We start from the raw sequence: 26,448 nt of genomic DNA, 5'->3' as shown, positions 1-26,448 counted from the left end.
ATGCGCGGAACGCCGTCGGCCGCCCGCCGGATGCTCTCCGGCGAGGCGCGGGCGCTGCTGACCCGGCTCGACCAGGTCCGGCCCTTCGCCGTGCGCGAGACGATGCTCCCCGCCGCCGCCCCGTCCCCGGCCGCCCAGACAGGGATCGAGCGGACGCTCGCGGCGGGGCGGCGGGAGCTGCGCGGCCGGGTCCTGGCGTATCTGGACTGGCTCGACGGCGGGGGCGCGGCGGCCTCCCCCGCCGAGATGCAGCGCCGGTTCACGGCGCTGCGCTGGCGGTTCAACGACGTCCTCGGACAGTTCGACCTCTTCCAGCAGACGATCACCCAGCGCAGTGAGCACGAGGTCGGTCTGTGGCTGTCCGGGATGGACGTGGCGGCGGCCGACGCGCTCGACCTGCCGGACCTCCCTTTCGAGGCGCCTCCCGTGGTCTGCTACCTCGACCGGGGTCCCGGCGCGGCGATCCGGCGCGCCAGGACCCGGTTGCCGGGTGGCGGTTCGAGCCCCGTCGCGATCGTGCGGGTGCCGCGCGAGCGGATGGTCGGCGGGTACGGGCTGAGCTCCTCGCTCTGTCACGAGGTGGGCCATCAGGGCGCCGCGCTCCTCGGCCTGGTGCCCTCGCTCCAGGCCGAGCTGCGGGCGCGGGCGGCCGGTCCCGGCGGCCGACTGCCGCTGTCCTGGGCGCTGTTCTCCCGGTGGATGCCGGAGATCGTCGCCGACTTCTGGGCGATCGGGAAGCTCGGCGTGACGGCGACGATGGGGCTGATCGGAGTGGTGAGCCTGCCCCGCAGGTTCGTGTTCCGCCTCGACCCGTTCGACAGCCACCCGTTCCCCTGGATCAGGGTCCATCTGGGCGCCGCCATCGGTGAGTTGCTCCATCCGGATCCTCAGTGGCGGGCGCTCGGCGAGCTGTGGTCCGCGCTGTATCCGCCGGACGGTCTCGACCCGCAGGCGCGGGCGCTGCTCGACGCGTTGACCTCCGCCGCGCCCGGTCTCGCGGACCTGCTGGTCTCCCACCGTCCGCAGGGGCCGGCGGAACCGTCCCTCGGTCGGCTGTTCCGGCCGGCCGAGCGGTCGCCGATGCGGCTGCTCGCGCTGTACGAGGCTTCACGGCGCCGTCCGGAGCTGCTCGACCGGGCCGCGCCGACGCTCGCGTTCGCGGTCCTGGGTCAGGCCCGGGCCGCCGGTCTCCTCTCCCCCGAGGCGGAGAGCCGCCGGGTCGAGGGGCTGCTGCGGGGCTGGGCCCTGCGCAGCACGCTCGCCACGGCCGCCGCCTGCGCCCGCCGTTCTCCTCCGGCCGTCCGGCCGGTCACCCCCCGGAAGGCCGTCCCCGTGGGCGCCGGTCTTCTCCGTTCCCTGCCCGAGGAGGAGTCATGGGCACACCGCTGACACCGCGCTCGCCGCTCCAGGTCACGCTGACCGCCGCACCCGCCGAGGTGACGCGGGGCGAGATGGTGCGGCTGCGGGCCGACACGACGGAGCCGGGCGTCACGTACTCCTGGTCCGTCTCGGGCGGCTCGCTCGCCCGGTGGACGGCCACGGACGCCGCGGTCGTCTGGGACACCCGTACCGCCGACCCGGGCGTCGAGAACGCCACGGTCACGGTCACCGACACGCACGGGCGGACCAGCACCCAGGTCGCCGACGTGCGGATCAAGATGCCGGTGGTCGACGGGCGGCACGCCTCGCTCTCCGTCCACCTGGAGCCTGCGGGGGCCGTCAGGACCGACAGCCAGGCGCTGTGGACCGCCATCCGCAACAGCAGCGAGTCCCTCGGCTTCGCCGAGTACCAGGACTTCATCGACCTGGTGCTCTGCCGGCCCTCCCACGGGCTCGACCGGGAGACCCGGCAGCTGCGGACCGAGGGGCGGGACGAGCTGAAGGCCCTGCGCAAGGGGCAGGCCCTGCCGTACCCGGACGTGGACGCGTACTGGCTCCTGAAGACCGCGACCGAGGCGTTCATGCGGCTGCGCTGCGGGATCCTCGTCGACCCGAGCCGTCCCGGAGAGCCCTTCGAGGGCATCGACCTGCTCCAGGAGCAGGCGCGCTACCAGGACGACGGCGTGACGCGGCAGGAGATCGAGTCGATGTGGCAGGCCTTCATCGAGCCGATCCCGCAGGACCCCGACTTCTACACGCTCCCGTACTTCGCCCGGATCCTGGAGGGGCTGCGGGACGTGCCGGTACGCGGCACGGGGAAGCTCGGCTTCCCGTGCGACGCGATCCTCCGGTACAAGCTGACCCACCCCTGCCTCATCGAACTGCTGTGGAACTACTGGGAGGAGGAGAGTCTCCTCGTCCAGTCGCTGATCGAGATCAGCCGCCGCTTCCAGAACATGCGGCGCGCGGTGGAGCCGGATCCGCTGGCCCATCTGGAGATCGCCCCGCTGCTGCCGCTCGGCAACCTGCTGTGGGGGTACATCCAGGACGAGCAGCACCGGCTCTCGGTGGTGCGGCGGGCGTACGAGTACGACCACCACTACGGGATCACGCTGCTCGGCCGTGCGGTGCCGCCGCTGCGCGGTGCCGACAGCCGCTCCAAGTTCCTGGAGGCCTTCCACAGCCTCCTGAAGCTGTGCACGACGTTCTTCACCCAGGCCGACGACATGACGGTCAAGCCGGACGGGTTCCCGGTCCTGAACGCGCTGAAGGAGGTCCATCTGCTGCTCACCGAGGGCCAGCACAACCAGTACGGCGACCTGCCGTGGACGGCCCGGCAGGAGATGCTGATGCAGCAGTGGCTGCTCGCCCGGCCGGAGATGCGGCACTTCCTGCCGGCGCGCGCGATGGTGGCGTACCCGGAGCCGTGGATGGGCACGGTCGACGTGATGAAGAAGCTGCAGGGCTGGACGGACACGCCCACGCTGCACTTCCACAACCTCGCGGTCTTCGGCGAGCGGATCCTGCTCTCCATCCGGTTCGGCGACTGGAACTCGGTCATCGAGCGCGACGAGGCGGCGAACTGGGCCCGCTACTGGCGGGCGGAGATCCAGGGCTACATCCACGCCTACCGCGCGGCGACGGGTGTCGACCTCACGTCGGACCGGCTCGACGTCACCATGCCGGCCGTCCATCTGCGGCGGCGCACCGCCCAGCAGGCCGGCCCCGTCGGGCGCCGGCGTGCCGCGATCGGCGGAGCCGTCGGGGCCGGGGCCGGGATGACGAGGCGCCGGATGCGCCGCACACCGCCCGCGGACCGGCCGTACTGAGGACCTCGGGTCATGGCGTACGGGACGCTCTCCGCGGGCCTCCCCGGCGGGGAGTCCGAGCACGGCACGGTGTTCGGCCTGGACGGTGGGCGCGCCGCTCACCCCTCCGGTGCGCCGTTCGCGGCGCGGCGGCGGAGCTGGAGGGCCCGGTCCGTGACACCGAGGGCGCGCGCCGCCTCCTGGAGGTTGCCGTCCGCCTCTCGTACGGCGATGAGGACGGCGGTCTCGCGGGCGCGTACGCCGATCTCCTTGAGGCACACGCCCGAGGCGAGGGCGGTACGGATCGACTCCTCGAACCCGGCGTCCGGCCAGCCGCGCGGGGGCTCCCCGGAGTCCGGACCGGCTCCGGGCGGGCGTTCCTCGGGCGGTACGTCTCCGGCGCTGATGAGTCCCGAGCCGACGTGCCGACGTGCCATTCTTCCGACCAGCTGCCGCAACTCCCGTACATTGCCCGGATAGTGACGCTCCATGAGGAGCCGGCAGACCGCCGGGTCGAAGTCCTCCGCGCCGGGGGTGCCGTCGCCCTGGCGTGCGTCGCGGAGGAAGTGGCGGGCCAGGGGAAGGATGTCCTCGGGGCGTTCGCGGAGGCTCGGCAGGCGGCAGGTCCAGGCGGCGATGCGGTGGTAGAGGTCGCCCCGGAAGCGGCGGGCGCCCTCGTCCGTGGTGAGGTCGCGGTTGGTGGCGCAGACCAGCCGGAAGCCGGTGGTGTGCCAGGTGTTGCTGCCGACCCGCTTGTAGGTGCCTTCCTGGACCACGCGGAGCAGTTCGGCCTGGAGTTCCAGGGGCAGTTCGCCGACCTCGTCGAGGAAGAGGGTGCCCCGGTCGGCGAGGGCGAAGGCTCCGTCGCGGGAGGCGAGGGCTCCGGTGAACGCACCCTTCTCGTGGCCGAAGAACTCGCTGCCGGCGAGCGCGGGCACGATGGTGGTGCAGTCGAGGAGGACCAGCTGTTCGGCTCCGCGCCGGGGGTCGAGGGCGTGCACGAGCCGTGCGACGAGTTCCTTTCCCGTACCGCTCTCGCCGGTGACGAGGACCGAGGCGTCGCTGTAGACGGCCATCTCGACGATGTCCCGGAGGAGTCGTTGCCAGGCGGGTCCGGCGCCGACGAGGTTGTCGCTGACGAGGGGTGAGGCGACGAGCGCGTCGACGGCGGCCCAGCGGCGCAGGCGCCGTACGGCGTCCTCGGCGGGGGTGGCGGAGGCGTCCCAGGTGAGGACGTCGGTGGCGCCGGCGCGGAGCAGGGGCCACGGGCCCGCTCCGTCGAGGGCCGTACGGGTGAGGGCGACGGCGAGGATCCGGTGCCGTCCGCCGTCGCCGAGGCCGCCGAGACGCTCGGCGACTGCGTGGTCCGCGGTGGTGAAGAGGAGCACGCCGGGGCCTTCGGTCCGCCCGTGCCGTGGGCGGTACGGGTCGAGTCCGGCGCGGCGCAGGAGCGCGACGGCCTGCTCGCCGCGCTCCTCGTCGTCCGGCGGGTGGAAGGCCACCCAGGCCCGGACGGTGTCCGCGCCCCCACCTTCGTCACTCACGGTTACCGATTATCGCGCGGCGCGGTCCCGCCCGCATGTTCCGGGCGCCTGGGACCCGCCCGGACGGGAGCTCCGGGGAACGAAGGGGGCGGACGGGGGGATACATCCACCTTCCTGACGTGCCCAGATCAACAATATGTAACGCCAACCGGCTTCTCGGACAGAACACTTCCTTCCGCACCGCCCTTCTGGGATCTTGCGTCCACCCCACACATCACAGGGCCCGGCCGGCGCCACCCGCGCCACCGGGTCATCGGAGGACGCATTGTTTTCCCAGATATCCGGCCGGATGAGACTCTCGGCCCTCGCGCTCGGCACGACCCTGGCGCTCGGCACGGCCGCCGGTCTCGCTCAGGCCGCGCCCCTCGACAACGAGCCGCTCGCGGCCCGTTCGGTCGCCCCCGCCGCCGCTCCCGCGGCCGCCGCGGCGCCCGCCGCCTGGGCCGCCGGGACCCGCGCCTACCTGGTCATCACGGCTCCCGGTGACACCACCGCGGTCCGCAACGCCGTGGCCGCCAACGGCGGTTCGGTCTTCTCCTCCTTCGACGCGATCGGCGTGATCGTCGCGCACTCGACCTCCGCCTCCTTCGCCGCCACGATGCGCGGCGTCGCCGGCGTCCAGAAGGTCGGCGCGACCCGCACCTCCGACGTCCCCTCCGACGCCTACAACCCGGCGCTCCCGGCCAACCCGGCGCAGGCCGCGGCTCCCACGACGGAGCCCGTCCGCTCGGACATGACCCAGATCAAGGCCGACCAGGCCTGGGCCGTCAACCAGGGCTCCGCCACCGTCAAGGTCGGCATCCTGGACACCGGCGTGGACGACCAGCACCAGGACCTGGCGCCGAACTTCAACGCCGCCGACTCGGTCTCCTGCGCGTACGGGAAGCCGGACACCCGGGTCGGGGCCTGGCGCGACGTCGACACGCACGGCACCCACGTCGCCGGCACGGTCGCGGCCGCCAAGAACGGCAAGGGCGCCATCGGCGTCGCGCCGGGCGTGAAGATCTCCTCGGTACGCATCGCCGAGCCCGGCACCACGCTGTTCTTCGCGGAGAACACGATCTGCGGCCTCGTGTGGGCCGGTGACCACGGCTTCAAGGTCACCAACAACAGCTACTACACGGACCCGTGGCAGTTCAACTGCCCGAACGACCTGGACCAGGCGGCCATCCTGGAGGGCGTGGGCCGCGCCCAGGCGTACGCCGAGGGCAAGGGCTCCCTCCAGGTCGCGGCGGCCGGCAACTCCAACGTCGACCTGGCCAACAAGACCACCGACACGTCGAGCCCGAACGACTCGACGCCGGTGACCCGGACCCTCACCAACGACTGCCTCGACATCCCGGCCGAGCTGCCGGGCGTGGTCACGGTCGCGGCGAACGGCACCAGCGGCACGTCGAAGGCGTCGTTCTCCAACTACGGCAAGGACGTCATCGAGGTCTCGGCCCCCGGCGAGTCCGTCTACAGCACCGCCCCCGGCGGCAAGTACGCCACGCTGAGCGGCACGTCGATGGCCTCCCCGCACGTGGCGGGCGTGGCCGCGCTGCTCGCCAGCGCCAACCCCGCGTACACCCCGGCGGACATCCGGGCGAAGCTCGGCGAGCAGGCCACCGACCTGGCCTGCCCCGCGGACGCCCGGTGCACCGGCACCACCGCGAAGAACAGCTTCTTCGGCGAGGGCCGCGTGGACGCCCTGAAGGCCGTCGGCAGCTCGACCCCGCCGGCCGGGGCCTACTTCGAGAACCTCACGGACGTCGCGATCCCCGACAACACCACGGTCGAGAGCGCGATCACCGTCAGCGGCGTCACCGGCAACGCCCCGGCCACGCTCAAGGTGGGCGTGGACATCAAGCACACCTACATCGGTGACCTCAAGGTCGACCTGGTGGCCCCGGACGGCTCGGTCTACTCCCTGCACAACCGGACCGGCAGCGGCACCGACAACATCCTCCAGACGTACACCGTCAACGCCTCGTCCGAGGTCGCGAACGGCGTCTGGAAGCTCCGCGTCAGCGACAACGCGACCGCGGACACCGGGAAGATCGACGCCTGGAACCTGACCTTCTGACCCACCCTCACCCGGGGAACGGGGCCGGAGCCGCTGTGGCTCCGGCCCCTTTCGCGTACCCGGGGGCACCCCGCCCGGAAGAAAGTCCGTACCGGGGGGTAGGCCTCCCCGGGGCCCTTGCTATACGTTCCGTCTAACAAGCTTGCTAGACGCAGTGTCTAACAAGCGCCCGAGCCGCACGAGCGACCCCGAGGAGCCGCACCATGGCAAGCAGCACCGTCCGCCCGGACGACGAAGACCGCGACGTCGCCGCACGGCTGCTCCTGTCGGCCGCGAAGCTCTCCTACGACCCCGCCGCCGAGGTCGACTGGGACACCCCCCTCGACAAGGACTTCCACGGCCAGAGCCCGGAGTGGAACAGCCTCTACGGGACGGCCTACTGGCAGGAGATGACCGAGGAGCAGCGCAAGGAGCTGACCCGTCAGGAGTCGGCCTCGGTGGCGAGCACCGGCATCTGGTTCGAGATGATCCTCCAGCAGCTGGTGCTCCGCGACATCTACCTCATGGACCACACCGACCCCCGGTTCCAGTGGGCGCTCACCGAGATCGCCGACGAGTGCCGCCACTCGATCATGTTCGCCCGGGGCTCCGAGAAGCTCGGCGCGCCCGCCTACCGGCCGAAGCGGGCCGTGCTCGAGCTCGGGCGCTTCATGAAGACCGTCGGCTTCGGCGAGGCCGCGTACGCCGGCATCCTCGTCGCCGAGGAGGTCCTCGACGTCATGCAGCGCGACTGGATGCGCGACGAGCGGGTCGTCCCCTTCGTCCGGACCATCAACAACATCCACGTCGTCGAGGAATCCCGGCACATGAAGTTCGCCCGGGACGAGACGCGCCGCCACCTCGCCCGCGCGAGCAGGCCGCGCCGCCACTTCCAGGCCCTCGTCGTCGCCATCGCCGCGTACTACATCATCACCAGCCTGGTGAACCCGGAGGTGTACGTGCGGGCCGGACTCGACCCCGAGCGCGCCCGCCGCGAGGCCGCCGCCAACGAGCACTACAAGGCGCTGCTGCGCGCCAGTTGCGCCGGGCTCATGGAGTTCCTCGCCTCGGCCCGGCTGCTGACCCGGCCCGCGCTCCACTTCTACAAGCGCGCGAACCTCATCTGACCCCCTCCCCCGGATCCGAGCTGAGCCGACGCCATGACCTACGCCATCACCCAGACCTGCTGCAACGACGCCACCTGCGTCGCCGTCTGCCCGGTCAACTGCATCCACCCGACGCCGGACGAGCCGGACTTCGGCACGACGGAGATGCTCTACATCGACCCGAAGAGCTGCATCGACTGCGGCGCCTGCGCGGACGCCTGTCCCGTCGACGCGATCTTCCCGGCCGACCGCCTCACCGAACGGCTGCGGGAGTACGAGGGGATCAACGCCGCCTACTACGCGGACCGCGAGCCCGCTCCCGTCCTCGCCTCGCCGACCTTCCACCCCTGGGGCGAGCCGGACTTCGCCCGCTCGCTCCCCTCCGACTTCGCCCCGATCCGCGTCGCGGTCGTCGGCACGGGACCGGCCGGCATGTACGCCGCCGAGGACCTCCTCCTGCACACCAACGCCGAGGTGACGCTGATCGACCGGCTGCCGGTCGCCGGCGGACTCGTCCGGTACGGCGTGGCGCCCGACCACCCGGCGACCAAGGGAGCCGGGGAGACCTTCGCCCGCTTCCACTCCCACCCCCGGGTCCGCATGCGGCTCGGCGTCGAGATCGGCACGGAGGTCACCCCCGAGGAACTCACCGCGCACCACGACGCGGTCGTCTACGCGGTGGGCGCGCCCTCCGACCGCCGGCTCGGCATCCCCGGCGAGGACCTGCCGGGCAGCGTCTCGGCGACCTCGGTCGTCTCCTGGTACAACGCGCACCCGGAGACCGGTGCGGACGCCGTCCGGCCCTCCGCCGAGCGGGTCGTCGTGGTCGGCAACGGCAACGTGGCGCTCGACGTCGCGCGCGTCCTCGTCACGGACCCCGACGCCCTCGCCCGTACGGACGTCGCCGACCACGCCCTCGCCGCCCTGCGGGACGCGTCCGTGCGGGAGGTGGTGCTCCTGGGCCGCCGCGGACCCGAGGACGCCGCGTACACCACCTCCGAACTGCTCGCCCTCAAGCACCTCCCCGGGGTCGACCTCGTCGTCGACGACCGGGACCCGCGCACCGGCGCGGCCGTCGACGCGGCCGCGCCCGGCACGAAGGCGGCACTCCTCAAGGGCGTGGAGCGGGAGGCGGTGGACTGGACGGGGTCCCCGGCACGGGACCGGCGGCGGATCGTGCTGCGCTTCCACTCCGCCCCCGTCGAGGCCGTCGGCAGCGACGCGGTGCGGGCGGTCCGGGTGACGGAGGACGGAGAGCCGTCCGGTACGGAGATCGCGGCGGGGCTCCTCGTCCGGGCCATCGGCTACCGGGGCGTGCCGCTCGCGGGGCTGCCGTTCGACGAGACGACCGGCACCGTGCCGCACGAGGCCGGCCGGGTCGTGGGACTGCCCGGCAGCTACGTCGTCGGCTGGATCAAGCGCGGGCCCTCCGGGGGCATCGGGGCCAACCGGGCCTGCGCCGGGGAGACGGTGGGGACGCTGCTCGCGGACGCGGTCGCCGGGGCGCTGCCGAAGCCGACGGGCACTGCTCAGGAGTTCCGCCGCCTCGCGCGGAGCCGCAGCGGGAAGGGGATCGTCGACGCGCGCGGTCTCGCCTCCATCGACCGGGCCGAGCGGGCCCGGGGCCGGGACGCGGGGCGTCCGCGGGTCAAGCTCGCCACGGTGCCGGAGCTCGTCGCGGCGGCGCGGGGCGGCCGGCTGCGGCTGCGGGGCTGATCGACCGGACGGCCCTGAGGATCCGGCCCGGGACGGCGGGCCGGTACGGGTCGGCCGTACGGTCAGACGCCGTACGGTCAGACGGAGACGGCCAGCGCCTGGCGGACGACGATCGCGTTGAGCCGCACGGCGAAGGACACGACGTCGGTCAGGTCGAGCGCCAGCGTCTCGGCCTTCGGCAGCTCGACGGTCACGTCGACGCAGAAGGCCAGGGCGTACATGTGGTCCCCGGTCTCCTCGTCCTGGAGGGCGAAGAACAGGTCCCGGTAGAAGCGGGTGCGGTCCCCGGACTCCTCGTAGAAGGAGAGTCCGGGCCGGCCCTCCTGCGCGGCGAGGCCGGTGAAGGCCTGGACGAGCTCCCGCTCGACCGTGGCCCAGAAGCCGGCCTCCGCGCACTCCGGCGGCAGCGCCTGGCGGACGGCCTCCTTGAGGGAGAGGACCATGACGAGGACGGGGGCGTGCTCCTGGAGCCCCCAGCCCCGGACCATCTTCACCACGTCGCTGTCCGGGACGGCCGAGGCCGCCCGGTGGATCGCCTCGAAGTCGAAGTTGACGGTCGCCGGGGCGATCGCCTCCTGGAACACCCGGTCGATGGACCGGGCCTGCGCGAGGTGGTCCGGTGCCACCTCGACGACGGTCCTGAAACTGGCGGCCAAAGCTCCTCCTGGATGATCTCGGTGATCGATGCGGTGATCGATGCGGTGATCAGGAGGGGTCAGTATGCCGAGGCGCCCGCGACCGGGTGCCCTGCGTCCGCCGTGCGGACGGTTCAGCCGCGGCCGCGGCGCGGCTTCCCGCTGCGGCCGGAGCCCTGGCCGCCCTTGCGGGACGCCGCGGGCCTGCCTCCGGTCCGGGAGCCGCCGCCCGGCTTCCCGGACCTCGCCGGCTTCGCGGCCCGCTGCTCCCTGGGCTGCTTCTGGCCCTTCTTCTCCTCGGCGCGGCGGCCCCGGGTGCTGTTCACGGTGCGGCCGCGCACGATGCCGATGAACTCCTCCACCAGGTCGGGCGCCTCGTCCGCCGCCGGCCACGACAGGGCCACCCGCGACTGCGGGACGCCGACGAGGGTCCGGTAGGTGAGGTCCTTGCGGTGGTGCAGCCGGGCCAGCGACTGCGGGACGGCGAGCACGCCGACACCGGCCGCGACCAGCTCGATCGCGTCGGCCGTCGTCGCCGGGCGCTCCATGGCGGGGCGGCCGGGCGGCTGCTCCCAGCCGAGGGTGTCGTCGAGGGGGTGCAGGACGAGCTCGTCGGCGAGGTCGTCGGCCGAGACCTCCTCGACCGCCGCGAACAGGTGGTCCTTGGGGACGACGACGACCGTCGTCTCGGTGTAGAGCGGGATCGCGCTGAGGTCGTCCCGGTCGACGGGCAGCCGGACGAGGCCCGCGTCCACGGTGCCCTCCCGGAGCGCGCCGAAGGCCTCGGCGGGGGTCACGGCGACGAGCGTGAGGGGTACGTCGGGCAGGCGCTCGTTCCAGATCCGCACCCACTTCGCGGGTGTCGCTCCCGGCACGTAGGCCAGCCGGAAGGAGGGGGAAGGGGTAGCGGAGGAAGAGGGGGAATCCGAGGGGGAAGCGTCCGTGCCTGTCACCCCGCCAGGTTACCGGTAGCCGTGTGGTCGGAGCTCGCCCGCATGCTCGATACCCTTGACACCATGACGTCGCACCAGAACACCCAGACGATGAAGCCCGCGACCGCGGCGAAGAAGCTGGGTGTGTACCTCGAGGCCACCCCCGCAGAGTTCCAGGAGGGTGTCGTCTCGCGCACCGAGCTGAACGAGCTCCAGGCCAACCCGCCCGCCTGGCTCCAGGAGCTCCGCAAGAACGGTCCGCACCCCCGTCCGGTCGTCGCGGCGCGGCTGGGCGTCTCCATCGCCGGTCTCGCGCGCGGCGGCATCACCGACCCGCTGACCACCGAGCAGATCGAGGCGCTCCGGCAGGAGTCCCCCGAGTGGCTGCAGAAGGAGCGGGCCACCCAGGCGGAGGTCCGCAAGGAGAACGTCCGCATCAAGGAGCGCAACGAGGAGCGGGCGCGCAAGCAGCAGCGCGCCTGATCGGTTCTCTCCCCCACGCCGGTCCGGACCGAAGCACCTCGGTCCGGACCGGCGTGGCGTTTCTCCGTGTGCGGCAGGCATGGCCTCATGAGTGACACCAGCACTGCGTACGAGCCGGCGGTCGTCGTCGGCGTGGACGGGTCCGAGCACAGTCTGCGGGCCCTGGAGTGGGCGCTGAGCGCCGCGGAGGGCATGGGCGCGCCGCTGGTGGTGGCCCATGTGCGCTCGGAGGCGCTCCAGCTGGGCGCCGCCCGTATCGCCTCCCTGGGCAAGGAGCCGGAGCTTCCCGACACCGTCGCGCGGGCCGTACGGACGGTGGTGGAGGAGCGGGGGCACCGGGTGCCGGTGCGGTACGACTCGCTGGACGGGTCCGTGACGGACGCCCTGCCGGAGGCGGCGCGGGGGGCGCGGCTCCTGGTGACCGGTTCCCGGGGGCACGGCGGCTTCGCGAGCCTGCTGCTCGGCTCGACCAGCCGGACGCTGGCCATGACGGCGCCCTGCCCGCTGGTGGTCGTCCCGCACGAGGCGCGCGCCGCCGCGCTCGTGGACGGAGCGGAGGCGGGGCGGGTGCTGCTCGGTCTGCACACGGAGGAGACTCCGGACGAGGCGGTGGGCTTCGCCTTCGAGGCGGCTCACCACCGGGGCGTGCCGCTGGAGGCGGTGAGCGCGTTCCGGATGCCGCCGCCGCAGGCCGCGCTGCTTCCGGTGTCTTCGCCCGCGCTCCAGGTGCCGCCGCCGCTGCCCGCCGCGGACGAGGTGGAGGAGGCGGACGGGCTGGTGAAGGAGGCCCGCCGGCAGCAGGAGGAGCGGCTGCGGCCGTTCGCCGGGCGGTGGCCGGGGGTGGAGCTGGTGCCCGTGGTGGTGCCGGGGGACGCCGCGGGCCGGCTCGTGGAGGGGTCGCGGGACGCGGGTCTCGTGGTGGTGGGTCGGCATCACCGGCACCGCTTCGGCGCGCTGCACATCGGTTCCGTCGCGCACGCGGTGCTGCATCACGCGCACTGTCCGGTCGCGGTGGTGCCGCCCGGGGCCGCGCCGCACAGGGCATGACGGTCCGGGCATGACAGTCCCCGGCGGTCCGGGTCGGTTCGCGCGGTCGTCGGCCGTCGCCGACGGCTCCGTGCCCGACCGGCCCCGCCGGGGGCCTGGCCAGAGCCGAGATAGGGTCACGCGGGCCTTCGGACGTCTCCGTCGGCGGGTGCGGCTCTTTCCGGTTGTCCGGTGTAAGAACGAGTCTCCTCCCTTTTCGGCTCTTTTCAAGGGTTTTGCGGCTTTTATTGCGCGCGGGGGCGTTGTCGGAGGCGCCTGGTAGACAGGGGCCATGACGACCGCAGATCACGCCGCCACCGCCGCCCGCAACCTCAAGGCGCCGCCCGCCCGCGCCTCGCTCGGCGCGGGGGTCGTGGTGACCGACGATTCCGGCCGCGTCCTGCTCGGCCTGCACCGCTCCGGGGTGTGGGAGCTGCCGGGCGGCATGGTCGAGCCGGGCGAGTCGATCGAGGCCGCAGCGGTCCGCGAGCTGGCCGAGGAGACGACGCTGGTGGCGGAGGCGGCCGAGGTCGAGCTCCTCGGGCTGGTCCTGGACTCCGTCACCTCGTCGGAGCTGACCCGGCTGACCGCCGCCACGGCCGTACGCGGTTTCCACGGCGTGCCCGCCGTGGCCGAGCCGGACAAGATCGAGCGCTGGGAGTGGACGGACCCGGACCAGCTGCCGGAGGCCCTGTTCCTGCCGTCGGCGCAGGTGCTGCGGATGTGGCGGCCCGGGCTCCCGATCCCCGACGGCCCGTTCCACCGCTACGGCCTGGGGCGCCTGCCCGACTAGGGGGCGCTCACCGTGCGTCACCGCGCGGGTCCGGGCGAGCGTGGTTAGCGTGGCACAGGGAACACGTCATCGAATCGGAAGTGGGAGTCACCGTCATGGCCGCACGACCTGAAGGCACGCCGGTCTGGACCGACGCGATGTTCACCGACGTCGAGGGCGCGAAGACGTTCTACGGCGATGTTCTCGGCTGGGACTTCGGCGAGGCCTCGTCGGAGTTCGGCAACTACACGCAGGCGTACAAGGGCGGCAAGGCGGTCGCGGCCGTCGTCCCGCCGATGCCGGGACAGGACGGCGAGCCGCAGTCGGCCTGGTGTCTGTACTTCGCCTCGCCGGACGTCGCGGCGACGGCGGAGAAGATCCGGGGCGCGGGCGGCAGCGTCCTGATGGAGCCGATGCAGGTCGGCGACTTCGGCTCGATGTGCATCGCGCAGGATCCGACGGGCGTCACGTTCGGCGTCTGGCAGGGCGGTACGCACGAGGGCTTCGAGCGGGAGAACGAGCCCGGCGCGTACGCCTGGGCGGAGGTCTTCACGCGGGAGCCGGCGAAGTCCGACGCCTTCTTCACGGAGGTCTTCGGCTACGGCTCGAAGAAGATCAAGGACGAGCACATGGACTACCGCGTGTTCGACGTCGGCGGTCCGCAGCCGATCCTCGGGCGGATGATGATGTCGGCCGAGGACTTCCCGGCGGAGATCCCGGCGTACATCCAGATCTACTTCGCCGTCGACAACTGCGACCTGGCCGTCGAGCGGGCCGAAGCCCTCAAGGGGAAGAAGGTGTTCGGGCCGATGGACAGCCCGTTCGGCCGGTTCGCGGCGATCGTGGACCCGCAGGGCGCCGCCTTCGCGGTGATCGACGAGAAGACGACCGTCGGGGACATGCCCGAGTTCGAGTGAGGGCACGCGGTGGTGGCGGCGCGGCGCCACGGGGCGCCGCGCCGCCGTGCGTCAGGCGCCGTCGCAGACGGCGACGATGCCGTTGAAGACGCCCACGTACGCGGTGCCGTCGGGGCCGAGGGTGATCGGCGCCCAGTTGTTGTCGTAGGACAGGCCTGTGCCGGTGAAGCGCGAGTAGGCGCGCCGCCCGGTGCGGAAGTCGACGGCCGTGAGGTACCAGGCGTCGATGCCCCAGGCGTTGGGGCGCTTCTCGTAGAAGTAGAGCAGGCCGTTGGCGGTGGACAGCTTGGGGACGGTGGAGGGCGAGCGGACGTCGCTCTCCCAGACGGTGTCGCAGCCGCTGCCGTCGGCGCGGACGTCGATCCTGGTGGCGCCGCCGACGACGCTGCGGCCGAGCAGGAGCGTCCCGAGGTTCTCGTAGCCGTAGTTGTTCTCGACGACGAGGCTGTTCCCCCAGCTGATCAGGGAGTTGTCGGTGGTGGAGGCGCCGGATCCGAAGACCGGCACCTTGCAGACGAGCCGCTGGGAGTCGGGCACGCCGGCGCCGCGACGGTAGACGAGGACGTTCATGCGGTCGTCGGCGTTGTCGGTGATGGCGACGTACTGGTCCTCGGTGCCGAAGAGGTCGGGGGTGGTGCCCGAACCCTGGTTCACCGAGCCGGGCTTGGTGCCGGTCCCCCGGTCGTACGTCTCGCGCCACTGGACGTGGGGGACGCCGTCGGCGTCGGCGCGGAAGCCGTACAGGGCGTGGTCGGTGACGATGGAGACGCCGTCCTCGGCGACGGAGAAGGAGTTCTGGATCTCCTCGCCGTCGAGCCGGATCGCCCGCAGGGCGCCCGTCGCGGGGTCGACGGTGCCGACGCGGCCGAGGCGGGTGACCCACCAGATGCGGCCGTCCCAGTCCGGCATGACGGAGGTGACGGGGTCGCAGACGCCGCTGGGGAAGAGGTTGGTCCAGCTGACGCAGTCGTGGGGCACGAGGGAGGTGAGGTCCCAGTCGTTCTCGACGGCGAACTCCCAGGCGCCGTCGGCCTTCTGGCGGTGGGCGATGCGCAGGACGTGCTGGCGGGAGTCGGCGAGGACGACCCGGTCGCGGTCGTCGAGGTAGAAGTAGGCGCCGCCGGAGGTGTCCTTGAAGATCTCCGCCTGGGCGGCCATCCCCTTCGCTCCCACACTCGTGGGAACTATGTATGGCATGACCTTCAACTCCATGCCGGAGCTGCAGTGGGACCTCGGATACCCCCTAGCCATCGGCCCGATGGGGGTGGTATGCGTCAGTTTGTACGTGACCTTCAAGCGGCGGGACTGGCTGTAGGAGGTACCTGAGCCACACGCGCGGTGCGCACGGTTTACCCCTGCACTTCCCACTCGAAACGCCTATATCGATCACTGGGGAGTCCCTGGGGAGAAGTGATGCGGGTGATCTCTTCACCCTCCCGCCAACAGCGCTCTGACCTGGGCTTTTGGAGGCCGGTAGACGCTGGGGAGAATCTGGGGAGAACCAGAGCCGCCAGCAGCGCCTCAGACCTACGCCATCGAGCCCGTCCCCCCTCCGGTTCCCCGCCTGCCGCACCGCGCACCGATATCGCGGCCGATCACAGCGAGTGACGCGGACGCTGCCTCAGTCGATCCGGCTCGACGTCCAGACGGTGCCCCGTGCCTCGTACTCCAGCATGGTCTCCAGGCCGTTCGCCGCGTCCGGGCCGAGTTCGCGGCGGACGAGCCAGAGGGCGAGTTCGATGCCGGAGGTGACGCCGCCGGCGGTGACGAGGTCGCCGTCGTCGACGACGCGGGCGTTCTTGAGGATGCCGCCCTGCTGTTCGAGGTCCGGCCTCGCCTTGTGGTGAGTGGTGCAGGGGCGGCCCCGGGTGAGGCCGGCGGCCGAGAGGAGCATGACTCCGGTGCAGAGGGCGCTGACGGTGAGTCCGAGGCGTACCGCGGCGGCGAGGGCGTCGGGGAGAGTGCCGCGGTCGATCTCCGCCCAGACGCCGGGGCTGTCGCGCCGGGCGTAGCCGCCGCCCGGGACGACGAGCAGGTCCGCCTCGTCGGGCGCCCAGGGGCGGATGCCGCGGACGGTCGTGCCGTAGGCGGCGGTGACGGTGCGGGCGCCGGTCGCCGAGACGTAGCGGACCTCCACCGGACGCGGGGTGAAGAACCCGGCAGCGGAGAAGACCTCGTACGGGGCGGCGAAGTCCAGTTCCTCGACTCCGTCGAACATGGCGACGTGGACGCGCAGCGGGCGGGTCGCGTCGGCGGCGGACGCGTCTGCGGAGACGGCCGTTCCCGTGAGTGCGCCCGTGGCGCCCAGGGCGGTGGTCGCGCGGAGTAACTGCCTGCGGTTCATGGGGGCTCCCTGTTCCGGGTGGGACGACGTGAAGGGGGTCGGGCGGCGGTGTCCTGTGGTTCCCGGCCAGGTCGCGGGAACCCGGCGCCCCTGTCGTCCGACTTCTTCACCGCACACGCACAGCAGCGGCGAAAGGCAGAGGATGGGCGGACTGGACATACGCATGCGCGGAGTCGCCTGCCGGCACGGCCGCAACGAGGCCGTCGTCGGAGTAGATCTGGAGATCGCCGCCGGTGAACGCGTCGCCCTGACCGGCACGAACGGGTCCGGGAAGACGACGCTGCTGCGGGCGGTCCTCGGGCTGCACCGACACACGAGCGGCACTGTCGAGGTCGGCGGGCGCGGTGCGCGCTCGGCCGCCGAATGGGCGTGGCGGCGGCGGTCGTGTGCGTGGATCCCGCAGAAGCCGGCCGCCGGGCGGTTTCCGCTGCGCGGGGACGAGGTCCTCGCGAGCAGTGGCGCACCGGCCGAAGCGGCCGAGGCCGCGGAACGGCTCGGCGTCGGCGCTCTGAGCACGCGGCCCGTGGACACTCTCTCCGGTGGGCAGTTGCAGCGCATGTACCTGGCCCGGGCCATCGGCTGCGTGGCCGCCGGGGCACAGGTACTCCTCGCCGACGAGCCGACCGCCGCCCTCGACTTCGCCGGTCAGGAGGAGGCCGCCGACGTGCTCACCGCGCTGCCGGTCACCCTCGTCGTCGTCACCCACGACCGTGCGCTCGCCGAGCGCTGCGACCGCGTCCTGGAGATGGCTGCCGGCCGGCTGCGGGAGGTGCGGTGAACGCGCTCGCGGCCGCCGATCTCGGCGCCATGTTCCAGCTCGTGCCCGTCCAGCGGGCGGGGTTCGCCCTGCTCCTGGCGGCCGTGGGGCTGCCGGTGATCGGCGTCGTCATCGTCGGCCTCGACATCATGCCGGTGCGGTTCGCGATGATGCACGTGGCGCTCCTCGGCATCTCCGTCGGCCTCCTGACCGGTCTCGACCCGATGCTCTGCGCGCTCGTGGCCTGCGCCTTGTCGGGGGCCGGGGTCGCGCCGCTGGCCCGTACGCCGGACGGCCTCTCGGGCGCGATGGGCCTGCTGATGAGCCTGGCCATCGCCGCCGCCCTCCTCGTCCTGGCCGTCTCCGGCGTCAACGCCTCAGGCTCGTTCGCCCTGCTCTGGGGGTCGATCCTGTCCGTCGGCACGGCCGACCTCGTCGTCCTCGGCGCGCTCGCCGTGGCCGTACCGGCACTGTTCCTGTGGCGGCGCCGGGAGGTCGCGCTGCTGCTGTACGACCGGGAGCTCGCCCAGTGCTCTGGCGTACCGGTCCGCTTCCTCACCACCGCGCTGCTCGTGCTGGTCGCGGTGGCGGTCGCCGGAGCGATCAAACTCACCGGCGCCCTGCTCGTTGACGCCCTCACCCTGCTGCCGGCGCTCGCCGCGCGGCGTCTGGGCCACTCGCTGTGGTCGATCACCCTGTGGGCGGTCGGCATCGGCGTCACCGTCAACCTCACTGGCTTCCTGCTGGCCCTGTGGCTGGACTGGCCCCCCGGGCCGGTCCTGGTCCTGACGGCGGGGGCCGTGGTCCTCGCCGCACATCTCATCCCCGAACGGAGAAACAGCTCATGGCGCGCACCCGCGTCCGCACCCCCCGCATCGCCCGTATCGCTTCCCTCGTCGCACTGAGCGCGGCCCTGCCGCTGTTCACCGGGTGCGGGAGCGAGGACACCTCTTCCTCGGGCACGGAGGGCCAGTCCGGCCACAAGGCCGCCGGGCACAAGCCGGTGGTGGTCGCCACGACGACCTGGGAGGGTGCTTTCGCCAAGGCGGCCGGGGCCGCGGACGTCACGGTGATCGTGCCGCAGTCGGTCCACCACGCGCCCGACTACGACCCCAAGCCGTCCGACCTCGCCGCCGTCGCGAAGGCGGACTTCGTGCTGTACGCGCCGTTCGAGCCGTACGCCGCGAAGATCAAGGAGGCGGCCGGCTCGAAGGCGAAGCTGGTGGAGGTGCACCTCGACAACGATCCGGCCAAGGCCGGAGCCGAAGTCACCCGCCTGGGTGGCCTGTTCGGCACGAAGGACACCGCCGACCAGTGGAAGAGCCGCCTCGACAGCGAGGTGGCGAAGTTGAACGGCGAGCTCAAGGCCGCCTGGCCGGGCGGGAAGAGCCCGTCCGTCGTCAGCCAGGTCTTCACCGCCTGGGTGGCCGGCCTCGCGGGCGCCACACCGGTCGGTACGTACGGCCCCGAGGCCGTCACGCCCGCCCAGCTGGCGACCCTATCGGCGAAGAAGCCCGCCTTCGTCCTCGACAACGCCCACATGTCGACGGGCACGGTCCTGCCCGACTCGGGAGCGAAGCAGGTCGAGATCGTGAACTACCCGGGCGAGGACCTGGACCTCCTCGCGGTGTACCGCAACGCGGCGGCCGAGTTGAAGAAGGCCATGGCCGGATCCTGACCGGATGGTCGGACGGAGGGGGAGGGCCACCTGCTGGTGGCCCTCCCCCTCCGTCGTCTCCTATGCCATCACGCCCGGACGAACCCGGCGCCCTGCTCTTCCGCGATCCGGCGCCGCAACGCGGCTCGATCGGGTTTGCCGGCGGCGGTGAGCGGCAGTTCGGGCAGCAGGAGCAGGTGCTCGGGGTGCTTGTGCCGGTCGAGACCCCGCCCGGTCAGGTACGTGCCGAGGTCGGCGAGGCTCGGCAGGTGTGAGCCCTTCGCCACCAGACAGGCGGCAAGCCGCTCACCCATCAGCGGGTCCGAGACCCCCACGCACACCGCGTCCCGTACCTGCGGATGGGAGACGAGTTCGCGCTCGACCTCGGCCGGGCTGATGTTCGCGCCACCGCGTATCACCACGTCCTTGAGGCGGCCGACGACGTGCAGGACGCCCTCGTCGTCGAGGAACCCGAGGTCGCCGGTGCGCACCCAGCCCTCGGGGGTGCGGTAGCGGGCGTCGAGGTCCGGGGAGGCCACGTAGCAGAGCGGGGTCATGGGGCCGCGCGAGACGATCTCGCCGATCGCCCCGTCCGGCAGCGCTTCATGCGTGTCGGGATCGGCGATGCGGATCTCCGCCACCCGGGGGTCAGGCGTACCCGCGACGACGCCCGAGCCGTCGGTGGGCGGCACGAGGTGCCGGAGTCCGGTGTGGCAGTTGACGCCGTCCGCCGACCCGTACAGGTTGACCACAGGGCAGCCGAACGCCTCGGCCGCCGCCTTGGCGGTGGCCTCGTCGAGGGGGGCGCCGCCGAGGACGAGGGCGGTGGGGGCCGGTAGTGGGTCCGCCGTCTTCTCCAGAGCGTCCAGCATCATCCGGATCATGGTGGGGACACCGAGGACGTGGGTGGGGGCGTGTTCCCGTACGGCGGCGAGCGCGGCCTCGGGGGTGAAGTGGTCGAGCAGGACGAGGGTGCCGCCGTGCCGGGCGAGGGTGACGGCCGTGCCGTTCGAGCCGAAGGCCGAGCCGAGCGGGACGAGGAAGAGGCAGCGGGGCGGGGTGTCGTCGGGCATGAGCGAGGCGAAGAAGTTCCCCCGACCGCCGGCCAGGGCGTTGTGCGAGTACGCGATCATCTTCGGCTCCGCCTCCGAACCGGAGGAGACGAGGATGCGCGCGGCGCTGTCGGGGTCGGGGCGGGCCGGGACGAAGCCGGTGGGGTCGGTACGCAACAGCTCCCTGAGCGGAATCGTTCCCTCAGGTGCGGTTCCGGGGCCGGCGGAGATCACGTGCCGGAGGGCGGACAGGGCCGGCGCGAGAGCGAGGAGATCGGCCGCGTGTGTGCGTCCCCGGTGCTCGGTCGCCACGATCACGGAGACGGCCTCGGCGCGGCGCAGCAGGCACTCGGCCTCCACGGCGCCGCGCCCGACCGGGAACGGGAGGGCCACGGCCCCGAGGGCGGCGAGCGCGAGGTCGGCGATCACGGCGTTGCGGTCGTTGGGCAGTTGGACGGCCACGACGTCCCCGGCGCCGATGCCGAGCCCCCGCAGTCCTTCGGCCAGACATCGGACCTTGCGGTCCAGGGCCGTGTAACAGAGCTTGCCCTTGGCGTCGAGGATCGCCGTGCGGTGCAGGTCGGCGATCTGCCGGGCTCTGAAAAGGCTGTAGAGGTCGAGGTCGGGGCAGGTGCCGTCCACCGCCCACGAGCGGCGCAGCTGGGAGGGCAGGAGGTCGGTCAGGGTGACGGTCACGCGAAGCTCCAGGGGTCGGGAACGGCGGGGGCACCGTGCGCGTCCCGGCTGATCGAGCCGGACAGGCGCGGGTCGTGGTGGAGGGCGGACAGGTCGGTGGTGACGGCGGTGGCCGTCAGGCCGTGGGACCGCAGCTGATCGAGGGCGTCCTCGGTGCACATGCCCCGCACGTCGTGCGCGGCGGCCGCGGCCGCGCTCGCGTCGCTCGGGGCGATCCAGCCGTCGGACGTCCGCAGGGGGTGCCGGAATCCGGCAGGCGGCCGGGGATCGAGCCCCTGGCGGACCCAATGCAGTGCGGGAGCCAGCAGGGTGTCAGCTGCCCCGAGGAGGGACGAGTCGACTCGTACGCCGTGACCGGTGCGCTCGCGCAGGAGCAGTCCGGCGAGGATCGCCTCGGTGCCGTGCAGGCCGCCGAGGAGGTCGAGGAGCGTCATGAGGGACGGTACGGGCGGTTCGCCGGCCGGGTGGACGGCCTCGCCGACGCCGGTGCGGGCCTGCACCATGAAGTCCGTGCCCATGGGGGCGTCGGCGATCCGGTCGGCCCAGCCGCCGGTGTACGCGTAGACGAGCGCGGGGTTGACGGCGGCGAGGTGCTCGGCGTCGAGTTCCAGCTCCCCCGCCTTGCCCGGGGCCCAGTTGTGCAGGAAGACGTCTGCCTCAGCGGCGAGTTCGCGCAGACGGCGACGGTCGGCCGACGACTTGATGTCGATCTCGACGGCCTCCTTGCCCCGGTTGAGGGCGAGCCAGCGGGCCGAGATCCCGTCGCAGGCGGGCGGCATGCCGCGCAGCGGGTCGCCGCCCGGCGGCTCGATCCGGATCACCCGCGCTCCGAGCAGCCCCAACAGGTGGGCGGCGAGCGGCGCTTGGATACGCCGTCCCGCTTCGAGGACGGTCAGACCGGACAGCGGCCTGCCGGACATCGGAGCCCCGGCGGCGGCCGCCACGGCCCCCGGACCGAGCGCGGTCAGCGTCCACGGGTCGGCACCGTCGTCCTCGGCGGCCCGCTCGCCGAGCGTGCGCAGGCGGCACACCTCTGCTCCGGACAGCCCGGCAGCCTGCCGGATCCGCGCCCACACGTGGAGCCGGGTCACCTCGTGCAGGTCGACGGGGAACGGTGCGCAGGCGGTGGCGTATCGGAACTGGAACGGCCGCCAGCCCGCCCGTATCGCGTCGGCGGGGGCGTTCAGGGCGCGCCAGAAAGCCGCCCATGCGCCCGGGTCGAGCGTCTCCAGTTCGAACAGGACGCCGTCGGCGGAGCTGAACGGCGGTCCTCCTGCGGACAGTTCGACGGCCTCGGGTTCGTCGGCTCCGGCGGCGGCGAGGTACTGGGAGACGGTGAGCAGTCCGGTGCGGTCGGCTGATGTGGTGACGTGTGAAGCGGGGCCGCCGCGGGCCTGGCCGATGAGTCCGGCGAGCAGGCCCTGGACGGTGAGTACGCCGGTGGCCGTGGCCAGGTAGTCGACGCCGAGGCCGCGCGGGGCACCGTGACGGCGGCCGTGCACGGTCATCACTCCGGTGGCGGCCTGGGCGGTGGCCTCGTCCTCGATGCCGGAGCCGGGCACGCCCCAGGCGGTGCGGGCCGTGACGCCGGCGAACCCGTCTCCGCCGAGGGCGATCCCCTCGGAGTCCACGTCCCCGTCGCCCGGCCGCGCGCCGAGCCGCCGCAGATGGTCGGCGACGACCCGGCTGAGGGCCGGAGGTCCGGCGATGTCGCATCTCAGTGCGTCGAGCGGGCGGCGGACCTCGGTGTGCGTGATCGCTGGTGACGCCATGCCTCTCCTCTCCTGGCGCGGCGGTGGCCGTCGCACGCGGGTTTCCACAGGGGCGGGAACTGACGGGCCGGTACGCCCGACCACTTCCACGGGCAGACAGTCGGACGCGTGTTCTGTCGGGTTCCCGAGATGGAGGAAAAACCGTGACGGAATATGACGTAACGAAGGTCGACCTGATGCGGGAGCGGGTCTCCACGTTCGTCCGCGACCGGGTGTTCCGGTGCGAGTCCCGGCTCGACAGCGGAGGACCGGACGCCCGGGAGCTGCGTGAGCGCTTGCGGGAGGAGGCACGCGCGGCCGGTCTGTGGGCCCTTCCCCTGCCGTCCGAACTGGGAGGCGGCGGGATGCCGTTGGACGCATACGCGTCCATCGCCGAAGCCGAGGGCGCCAGCGATCACGGTCCGGCCGCTCTCGGATCGGCGCCCCTGGTCGACGTGACCATGCTGTCCCGCCACGGGAGCGCGCGGGTCCGTTCCGCGTACCTCTCCGGTCTGGTCTCCGGTGACCTGCGCACGTGTTACGCCATGACGGAGCCTGACACGCCCGGCACCGAGCCGCTGCTCACCGCCACCCGGGCGGAACGGCGTACCGGCGGGGGCTGGAGCGTCACCGGGCGCAAGTGGTTCGTGTCGAACGCACGGGACGCGGACATGGTGACCGTGCTCGCCCGCACCAGCGGAACGGCCGGGGACCGCGACGGCCTCTCACTGCTCCTCGTCCCCACCCGCTCCCGCGGCTTCCGGGTCGTCCGCGAACTGCCCGTCCTGGGCGCGGCCGGGCAGTACGAGATCGAGTTCGACGGCGTCGAGGTCGACGAGGACCATCTCGTCGGGGAAGCCGGCCGCGCGCTCACCGTGGCAAGCGAACGCCTCCAACTGGGCCGCACCCTGCGGGCGTTGCGATGGGTCGGCCAGGCCCAGCGGGCCTTCGACCTCATGTGCGAGCGTGCCGGGGAACGGCAGGGCGTGCGCGGACCGCTCGCGGACCGCCAGCTCGTCCAGCAGCACGTCTTCGAGGCGCTGTTGGCCCTGCGCACCACCCGTCCGCTCGTGTACGAGGCGATGGCCCTGGTCGCCGAGGGGCGCGACGCCCATGTGGAGGTGGGCCTGGCGAAGACGGCCGCCGCGCGAACGCTCCAGGACGTCGCCGACCGTGCCGTCCAGGTCTTCGGCGCGGCCGGCCTCGGGCCGGACACCCCGCTTCCCGCGCTGTTGCGCACGGGGCGGACGGCCCGGATCCTCGACGGGCCGGACGAGCAGCACGTCTCCTCCGTCGCCCGGCGCGTGCTGCGGTCCCGGCAGGAGGCGGTCACACCTGCCTGAGATCGACGCGACCGAGGAGCGCGGAGAGGCCGAGGGCCAGGAAGAAGTCCCCCCAGACCAGTTCGTGCCGGACGGCCGTACCGCCGCGCGCGTCGTAGCAGCCGTCGAGGAGCATGCCCGCCGGACGGGAACTCCCCGCTCGGGTGAGGTGGACGTGCACGAGCCGGTGCAGTACGGCCTCCGCGCGGGCCGCGCACGCGGAGGTCCACGCGGCCCCGGGAACCCGGGCGAGCTTCAGCAGCGCGACCGCCGCGATGGCGGCTGCGGAGGTGTCCAGGAAACCGTCGGGGTGGCCCGCCTCGGCCTGGGGGACGAGCGGGCCGGTGAGGAACTCGCAACGGTCGAGGAGCAGTTCGGCCGCGCGTGACAGTCGGCCCGAATCTCGTGAACTCCGGTCCGCGTGCAGGACGGCATCGGCGACGGCCAGGAGGAGCCATGCTTCGCCCCGGCTCCAGCCGGGCACCGGGTCCCGTTCCGCCACCCAGCCGCCCGCGTCGTCGAGTCGCCATGCGGGGCAGGGCCGTTGGGCGCCCTCGCCACGGGATTCGCCGGGCAGGCACAGGTCGAGGTGCCGGTGCAGGTGTGCGGCGCCGGCCGCCTGCCCCTCGGACCCAGCAGTGGCCAGCAGGGGTGCGAGGCCGGGGACTCCGTCCGCGCGTGCCCGCAGCCGTGGGCCGCCCAGTGCGGCGCCCCACGGGACCAGGCCGAGGACCTGATCCCAGGCCGCGAGTGCCGCCATCGCCGCGCGCCCGCGTAGAGCTCCGGCAGCATCGTCCCCGGTGGCCAGGGCCGTGCCGTACCAGAAGATGAGCCCACGGGTCGCGGTGTCCGCCTCGACCCACGGGGCGAGCCGGGTGGTGGCGGCAGCGGCCTCCGCGCGGTCGGCGTCGCTTCCGGTGTGCCGGGCGCGCAGCCAGAGCAGGCCGGCCCAGAAACCGCCGGTCCACGAGCCTCGCCCGGTGGTCGTCCAGCGGCCGTCGGCCGGATCGGCGTACAGCGGGAAGCGCACGCCCACCTCGCCGGCCGTCTCAGCGACGCGCTGGAGCAGCAGGTCGAGCGCGTCTTCGGCCCACGCACCGGCGGTCATGCCGTCACTCCCGTTCTCATACGGCGGTCCCGCAGTGCCCAGGCGTAGGCGACCGCCCCCGCGACGGCGAACTCCGCCGCCACAAGCAGCCAGCCCTGGCCGTACCGGCCGCGCTCCACGAGCAGACCGAACAGCGGCGGGCCCACGGCGAATCCGGCGAAGAACCCCGAGGCGACCAGCGCCGAGTCCTGCCCGGCGCGGCCAGGCGCCGAGCGCTGCATCACGAGTACCATCGACACCGCGTTCCCGGACACCGCGAACACCCCCACCGCCACGGCCGCTCCCCATACGACGGGCTCGACGCGGACAGCCACGGCCAGGAGCAGGGCCGCCCCGACGGCTCCCCCGGCCAGCAGGCCCGGAAGCCACGGGGCCCGGCCGGGCGTGGCGGCCCGGGACCAGCCGACCCGGCCGGCGATCCCGGCGACGCCGAGGACGGCGACCAGCCCGCCCGCCACCGCCGGTCCCATACCGAGGCGTTGGGCGCCGAACAGCGCGAGGTAGGTGTTGACGGAGGCGATGCCCGTGCCCAGGAAGAGTGAGAAGGCCGCGAGCCAGGGCACGGGGCTGCCGGGTCCCACCGGCGCGGGCAGTACGGCACCGCCCTTCGGGGATGCGTCGGCCGGCAGCGCCCACCAGGCCCACAGGGCCGCGAGGAGCGCCGCGCCGGCGGCCACCCACACCGCGCCCCGCCAGCCGAGGAGACCCGCCGCCGTGGCAAGGGGCAGCCCGGCCGCGAAGGCGCCCAGCTGGACCCCGGACTGCTTGGCACCGGTGACCGCCCCCCGCTTCGGCGCCGGCACGGCGGCCAGGATCGCCTTGTTCGTCGCGGGGTTGGCCAGCGCCTGCGGGAGGCCGCCGAGCGCGACGGCCCCGAGGAGCAGGGCGGGCCCCGGAGCCGCACCGACGAGACCGAGCGCCACCGCCGACACCGCGAGCAGAGACACGAGCGCACGGCGAGGGCCGACCCGGTCCACGATCCGGCCGCCGGCAGGCGAGAGGACGGCAGCGGTGCCGAAGCCGACCGTGGTAGTCAGACCGAGGACGGTCTCCGACATGCCAAGACCTTCGACGAGGCGCGGACCGAGAGCTCCGATCAGGAAGAGCTGCATCATCGAGAAGGCCATGGCGGTCGTGAGGAGCGCGGTCAGACCACGCGGCGCGCCCGGACGTGCCTCGACCGGTGCGGCTGCCTCCGTACCTGCGGTCCTCACGTGGCGCCCCTCCCCTCGCGACGACCGGTCCGTCCGTCGTCGACATGGAGGAGTCGTACCGACCGCGCCGGAAGTTCCCGAGGCGCTCTTGTGGCACGCGCCACAGTCGCGTACTCATGACCCGACAGGTCGAGGGGGCGGCCTCACCACGGCCGTACCCGCCCTCACGCCTCCGGAGAGGGGT

General features: G+C 73.1%; 21 protein-coding genes and 2 pseudogenes. 14 read left to right on the top strand and 9 right to left on the bottom strand.

Annotated elements, in window-relative coordinates; all coding sequences use genetic code 11:
• Entirely contained in the window at positions 1–1,389 is a 1,389-nt protein-coding gene (locus GGE06_RS06900; protein ID WP_181924415.1) for a hypothetical protein, read from the top strand.
• Positions 1,374–3,209, top strand: coding sequence for a PKD domain-containing protein (locus GGE06_RS06895; protein ID WP_184930271.1), 1,836 nt, complete (start codon positions 1,374–1,376; stop codon positions 3,207–3,209). Before GGE06_RS06900 ends, GGE06_RS06895 begins: the two co-directional genes overlap by 16 nt.
• A 98-nt stretch (positions 3,210–3,307) precedes the next feature.
• Here the strand turns inward: GGE06_RS06895 and GGE06_RS06890 are convergent, their stop codons facing one another.
• Complete coding sequence (locus tag GGE06_RS06890) at positions 3,308–4,732, bottom strand: sigma 54-interacting transcriptional regulator (RefSeq protein ID WP_184930270.1); 1,425 nt, start codon at positions 4,730–4,732, stop codon at positions 3,308–3,310.
• A 289-nt stretch (positions 4,733–5,021) separates the two neighbouring features.
• On the opposite strand from GGE06_RS06890, the gene GGE06_RS06885 reads away from it, so the two are divergent.
• The 3 genes from GGE06_RS06885 (at position 5,022) to GGE06_RS06875 (ending at position 9,598) form a co-directional block, all read left to right on the top strand.
• Positions 5,022–6,797 carry a S8 family serine peptidase gene (locus GGE06_RS06885; protein ID WP_184930269.1) on the top strand — a complete coding sequence of 592 codons (1,776 nt, stop codon included), beginning with the start codon at positions 5,022–5,024 and terminating at the stop codon, positions 6,795–6,797.
• 203 nt (positions 6,798–7,000) lie between these two features.
• Positions 7,001–7,903, top strand: a complete 903-nt coding sequence (locus tag GGE06_RS06880) for an AurF N-oxygenase family protein (protein ID WP_116157386.1) — start codon at positions 7,001–7,003, stop codon at positions 7,901–7,903.
• 33 nt (positions 7,904–7,936) lie between these two features.
• Positions 7,937–9,598, top strand: a complete 1,662-nt coding sequence (locus tag GGE06_RS06875; RefSeq protein WP_184930268.1) for an FAD-dependent oxidoreductase — start codon at positions 7,937–7,939, stop codon at positions 9,596–9,598.
• 77 nt (positions 9,599–9,675) lie between these two features.
• On the opposite strand, the gene GGE06_RS06870 is transcribed toward GGE06_RS06875, so the two are convergent.
• Positions 9,676–10,254 (bottom strand): Type-2Aa cytolytic delta-endotoxin, encoded by a 579-nt coding sequence (locus tag GGE06_RS06870; RefSeq protein ID WP_116157388.1) that lies wholly within the window; start codon positions 10,252–10,254, stop codon positions 9,676–9,678.
• Positions 10,255–10,367: 113 nt separating this feature from the next.
• Positions 10,368–11,186: a LysR family transcriptional regulator substrate-binding protein gene (locus tag GGE06_RS06865; RefSeq protein ID WP_184930267.1), complete on the bottom strand. Its 819-nt coding sequence runs from the start codon at positions 11,184–11,186 to the stop codon at positions 10,368–10,370.
• Positions 11,187–11,249: 63 nt separating this feature from the next.
• Here GGE06_RS06865 and GGE06_RS06860 point away from each other — a divergent pair, with 63 nt between their 5' ends.
• The 4 genes from GGE06_RS06860 (at position 11,250) to GGE06_RS06845 (ending at position 14,363) form a co-directional block, all read left to right on the top strand.
• Positions 11,250–11,648, top strand: coding sequence for a DUF5997 family protein (locus GGE06_RS06860; RefSeq protein WP_184930266.1), 399 nt, complete (start codon positions 11,250–11,252; stop codon positions 11,646–11,648).
• A gap of 87 nt (positions 11,649–11,735) precedes the next feature.
• The gene (locus tag GGE06_RS06855; RefSeq protein WP_184930265.1) at positions 11,736–12,695 is read left to right on the top strand and encodes a universal stress protein; all 960 of its coding nucleotides are present in this window, start codon (positions 11,736–11,738) and stop codon (positions 12,693–12,695) included.
• 271 nt (positions 12,696–12,966) lie between these two features.
• Positions 12,967–13,467, top strand: a complete 501-nt coding sequence (locus GGE06_RS06850; protein WP_116157390.1) for a nucleotide triphosphate diphosphatase NUDT15 — start codon at positions 12,967–12,969, stop codon at positions 13,465–13,467.
• Positions 13,468–13,562: 95 nt separating this feature from the next.
• Positions 13,563–14,363, top strand: coding sequence for a VOC family protein (locus GGE06_RS06845; protein WP_116165173.1), 801 nt, complete (start codon positions 13,563–13,565; stop codon positions 14,361–14,363).
• Positions 14,364–14,414: 51 nt separating this feature from the next.
• Here the strand turns inward: GGE06_RS06845 and GGE06_RS06840 are convergent.
• A pseudogene (locus tag GGE06_RS06840) lies at positions 14,415–15,509 on the bottom strand (hypothetical protein); the annotation flags it as partial.
• Between GGE06_RS06840 and GGE06_RS06835 the strand changes: the two are divergent.
• Positions 15,499–15,678: pseudogene (locus GGE06_RS06835) on the top strand (CorA family divalent cation transporter); the annotation flags it as partial. The pseudogenes GGE06_RS06840 and GGE06_RS06835 sit on opposite strands and share 11 nt — an antisense overlap.
• 306 nt (positions 15,679–15,984) lie before the next feature.
• On the opposite strand, the gene GGE06_RS06830 reads toward GGE06_RS06835, so the two are convergent.
• Complete coding sequence (locus GGE06_RS06830; protein ID WP_184930262.1) at positions 15,985–16,707, bottom strand: DJ-1/PfpI family protein; 723 nt, start codon at positions 16,705–16,707, stop codon at positions 15,985–15,987.
• Between the two features lie 142 nt (positions 16,708–16,849).
• Here GGE06_RS06830 and GGE06_RS06825 point away from each other — a divergent pair, with 142 nt between their 5' ends.
• From GGE06_RS06825 to GGE06_RS06815, 3 genes are read left to right on the top strand one after another with little or no spacing between them, the layout of a single operon-like run.
• Positions 16,850–17,485, top strand: coding sequence for a metal ABC transporter ATP-binding protein (locus tag GGE06_RS06825; RefSeq protein ID WP_184930261.1), 636 nt, complete (start codon positions 16,850–16,852; stop codon positions 17,483–17,485).
• A complete protein-coding gene (locus tag GGE06_RS06820) occupies positions 17,482–18,369 on the top strand; it encodes a metal ABC transporter permease (RefSeq protein WP_184930260.1) in 888 nt (295 codons plus the stop codon). Before GGE06_RS06825 ends, GGE06_RS06820 begins: the two co-directional genes overlap by 4 nt.
• Complete coding sequence (locus GGE06_RS06815; protein WP_184930259.1) at positions 18,309–19,142, top strand: metal ABC transporter solute-binding protein, Zn/Mn family; 834 nt, start codon at positions 18,309–18,311, stop codon at positions 19,140–19,142. Before GGE06_RS06820 ends, GGE06_RS06815 begins: the two co-directional genes overlap by 61 nt.
• A 68-nt stretch (positions 19,143–19,210) precedes the next feature.
• Here the strand turns inward: GGE06_RS06815 and GGE06_RS06810 are convergent, their stop codons facing one another.
• Complete coding sequence (locus GGE06_RS06810) at positions 19,211–20,869, bottom strand: class I adenylate-forming enzyme family protein (protein WP_184930258.1); 1,659 nt, start codon at positions 20,867–20,869, stop codon at positions 19,211–19,213.
• Positions 20,866–22,641 carry a CoA transferase gene (locus GGE06_RS06805; protein WP_184930257.1) on the bottom strand — a complete coding sequence of 592 codons (1,776 nt, stop codon included), beginning with the start codon at positions 22,639–22,641 and terminating at the stop codon, positions 20,866–20,868. The genes GGE06_RS06810 and GGE06_RS06805 overlap by 4 nt, the downstream gene beginning before the upstream one ends.
• 143 nt (positions 22,642–22,784) lie before the next feature.
• On the opposite strand from GGE06_RS06805, the gene GGE06_RS06800 reads away from it, so the two are divergent.
• The gene (locus GGE06_RS06800) at positions 22,785–23,963 is read left to right on the top strand and encodes an acyl-CoA dehydrogenase family protein (protein WP_312883045.1); all 1,179 of its coding nucleotides are present in this window, start codon (positions 22,785–22,787) and stop codon (positions 23,961–23,963) included.
• On the opposite strand, the gene GGE06_RS06795 is transcribed toward GGE06_RS06800, so the two are convergent.
• Both GGE06_RS06795 and GGE06_RS06790 read right to left on the bottom strand, forming a co-directional pair.
• Positions 23,950–25,050 (bottom strand): sugar ABC transporter permease, encoded by a 1,101-nt coding sequence (locus tag GGE06_RS06795; RefSeq protein WP_184930256.1) that lies wholly within the window; start codon positions 25,048–25,050, stop codon positions 23,950–23,952. The two genes, GGE06_RS06800 and GGE06_RS06795, sit on opposite strands and share 14 nt — an antisense overlap.
• Positions 25,047–26,264, bottom strand: coding sequence for an MFS transporter (locus GGE06_RS06790; RefSeq protein ID WP_312883044.1), 1,218 nt, complete (start codon positions 26,262–26,264; stop codon positions 25,047–25,049). The genes GGE06_RS06795 and GGE06_RS06790 overlap by 4 nt, the downstream gene beginning before the upstream one ends.
• Between the last annotated feature and the right edge of the window lie 184 nt (positions 26,265–26,448).

It is taken from the genome of Streptomyces nymphaeiformis (assembly GCF_014203895.1).
In the GTDB taxonomy this organism is placed as follows: domain Bacteria; phylum Actinomycetota; class Actinomycetes; order Streptomycetales; family Streptomycetaceae; genus Streptomyces; species Streptomyces nymphaeiformis.
The sequence above is the reverse complement of the archived record's forward strand: the minus strand, read 5'-3'. Positions and strand labels throughout refer to the sequence as shown.

What these genes read in the sequence shown, in the direction of transcription:
- GGE06_RS06855 (WP_184930265.1), top strand. Translation starts at nt 11,736, where the DNA reads ATGAGTGACACCAGCACTGCGTACGAGCCGGCGGTCGTCGTCGGCGTG.
- GGE06_RS06805 (WP_184930257.1), bottom strand. Translation starts at nt 22,641, where the DNA reads ATGGCGTCACCAGCGATCACGCACACCGAGGTCCGCCGCCCGCTCGAC.
- GGE06_RS06845 (WP_116165173.1), top strand. Translation starts at nt 13,563, where the DNA reads ATGGCCGCACGACCTGAAGGCACGCCGGTCTGGACCGACGCGATGTTC.
- GGE06_RS06850 (WP_116157390.1), top strand. Translation starts at nt 12,967, where the DNA reads ATGACGACCGCAGATCACGCCGCCACCGCCGCCCGCAACCTCAAGGCG.
- GGE06_RS06900 (WP_181924415.1), top strand. Translation starts at nt 1, where the DNA reads ATGCGCGGAACGCCGTCGGCCGCCCGCCGGATGCTCTCCGGCGAGGCG.
- GGE06_RS06885 (WP_184930269.1), top strand. Translation starts at nt 5,022, where the DNA reads ATGAGACTCTCGGCCCTCGCGCTCGGCACGACCCTGGCGCTCGGCACG.
- GGE06_RS06895 (WP_184930271.1), top strand. Translation starts at nt 1,374, where the DNA reads ATGGGCACACCGCTGACACCGCGCTCGCCGCTCCAGGTCACGCTGACC.
- GGE06_RS06795 (WP_184930256.1), bottom strand. Translation starts at nt 25,050, where the DNA reads ATGACCGCCGGTGCGTGGGCCGAAGACGCGCTCGACCTGCTGCTCCAG.
- GGE06_RS06860 (WP_184930266.1), top strand. Translation starts at nt 11,250, where the DNA reads ATGACGTCGCACCAGAACACCCAGACGATGAAGCCCGCGACCGCGGCG.
- GGE06_RS06830 (WP_184930262.1), bottom strand. Translation starts at nt 16,707, where the DNA reads ATGAACCGCAGGCAGTTACTCCGCGCGACCACCGCCCTGGGCGCCACG.
- GGE06_RS06825 (WP_184930261.1), top strand. Translation starts at nt 16,850, where the DNA reads ATGGGCGGACTGGACATACGCATGCGCGGAGTCGCCTGCCGGCACGGC.
- GGE06_RS06815 (WP_184930259.1), top strand. Translation starts at nt 18,309, where the DNA reads ATGGCGCGCACCCGCGTCCGCACCCCCCGCATCGCCCGTATCGCTTCC.
- GGE06_RS06880 (WP_116157386.1), top strand. Translation starts at nt 7,001, where the DNA reads ATGGCAAGCAGCACCGTCCGCCCGGACGACGAAGACCGCGACGTCGCC.
- GGE06_RS06875 (WP_184930268.1), top strand. Translation starts at nt 7,937, where the DNA reads ATGACCTACGCCATCACCCAGACCTGCTGCAACGACGCCACCTGCGTC.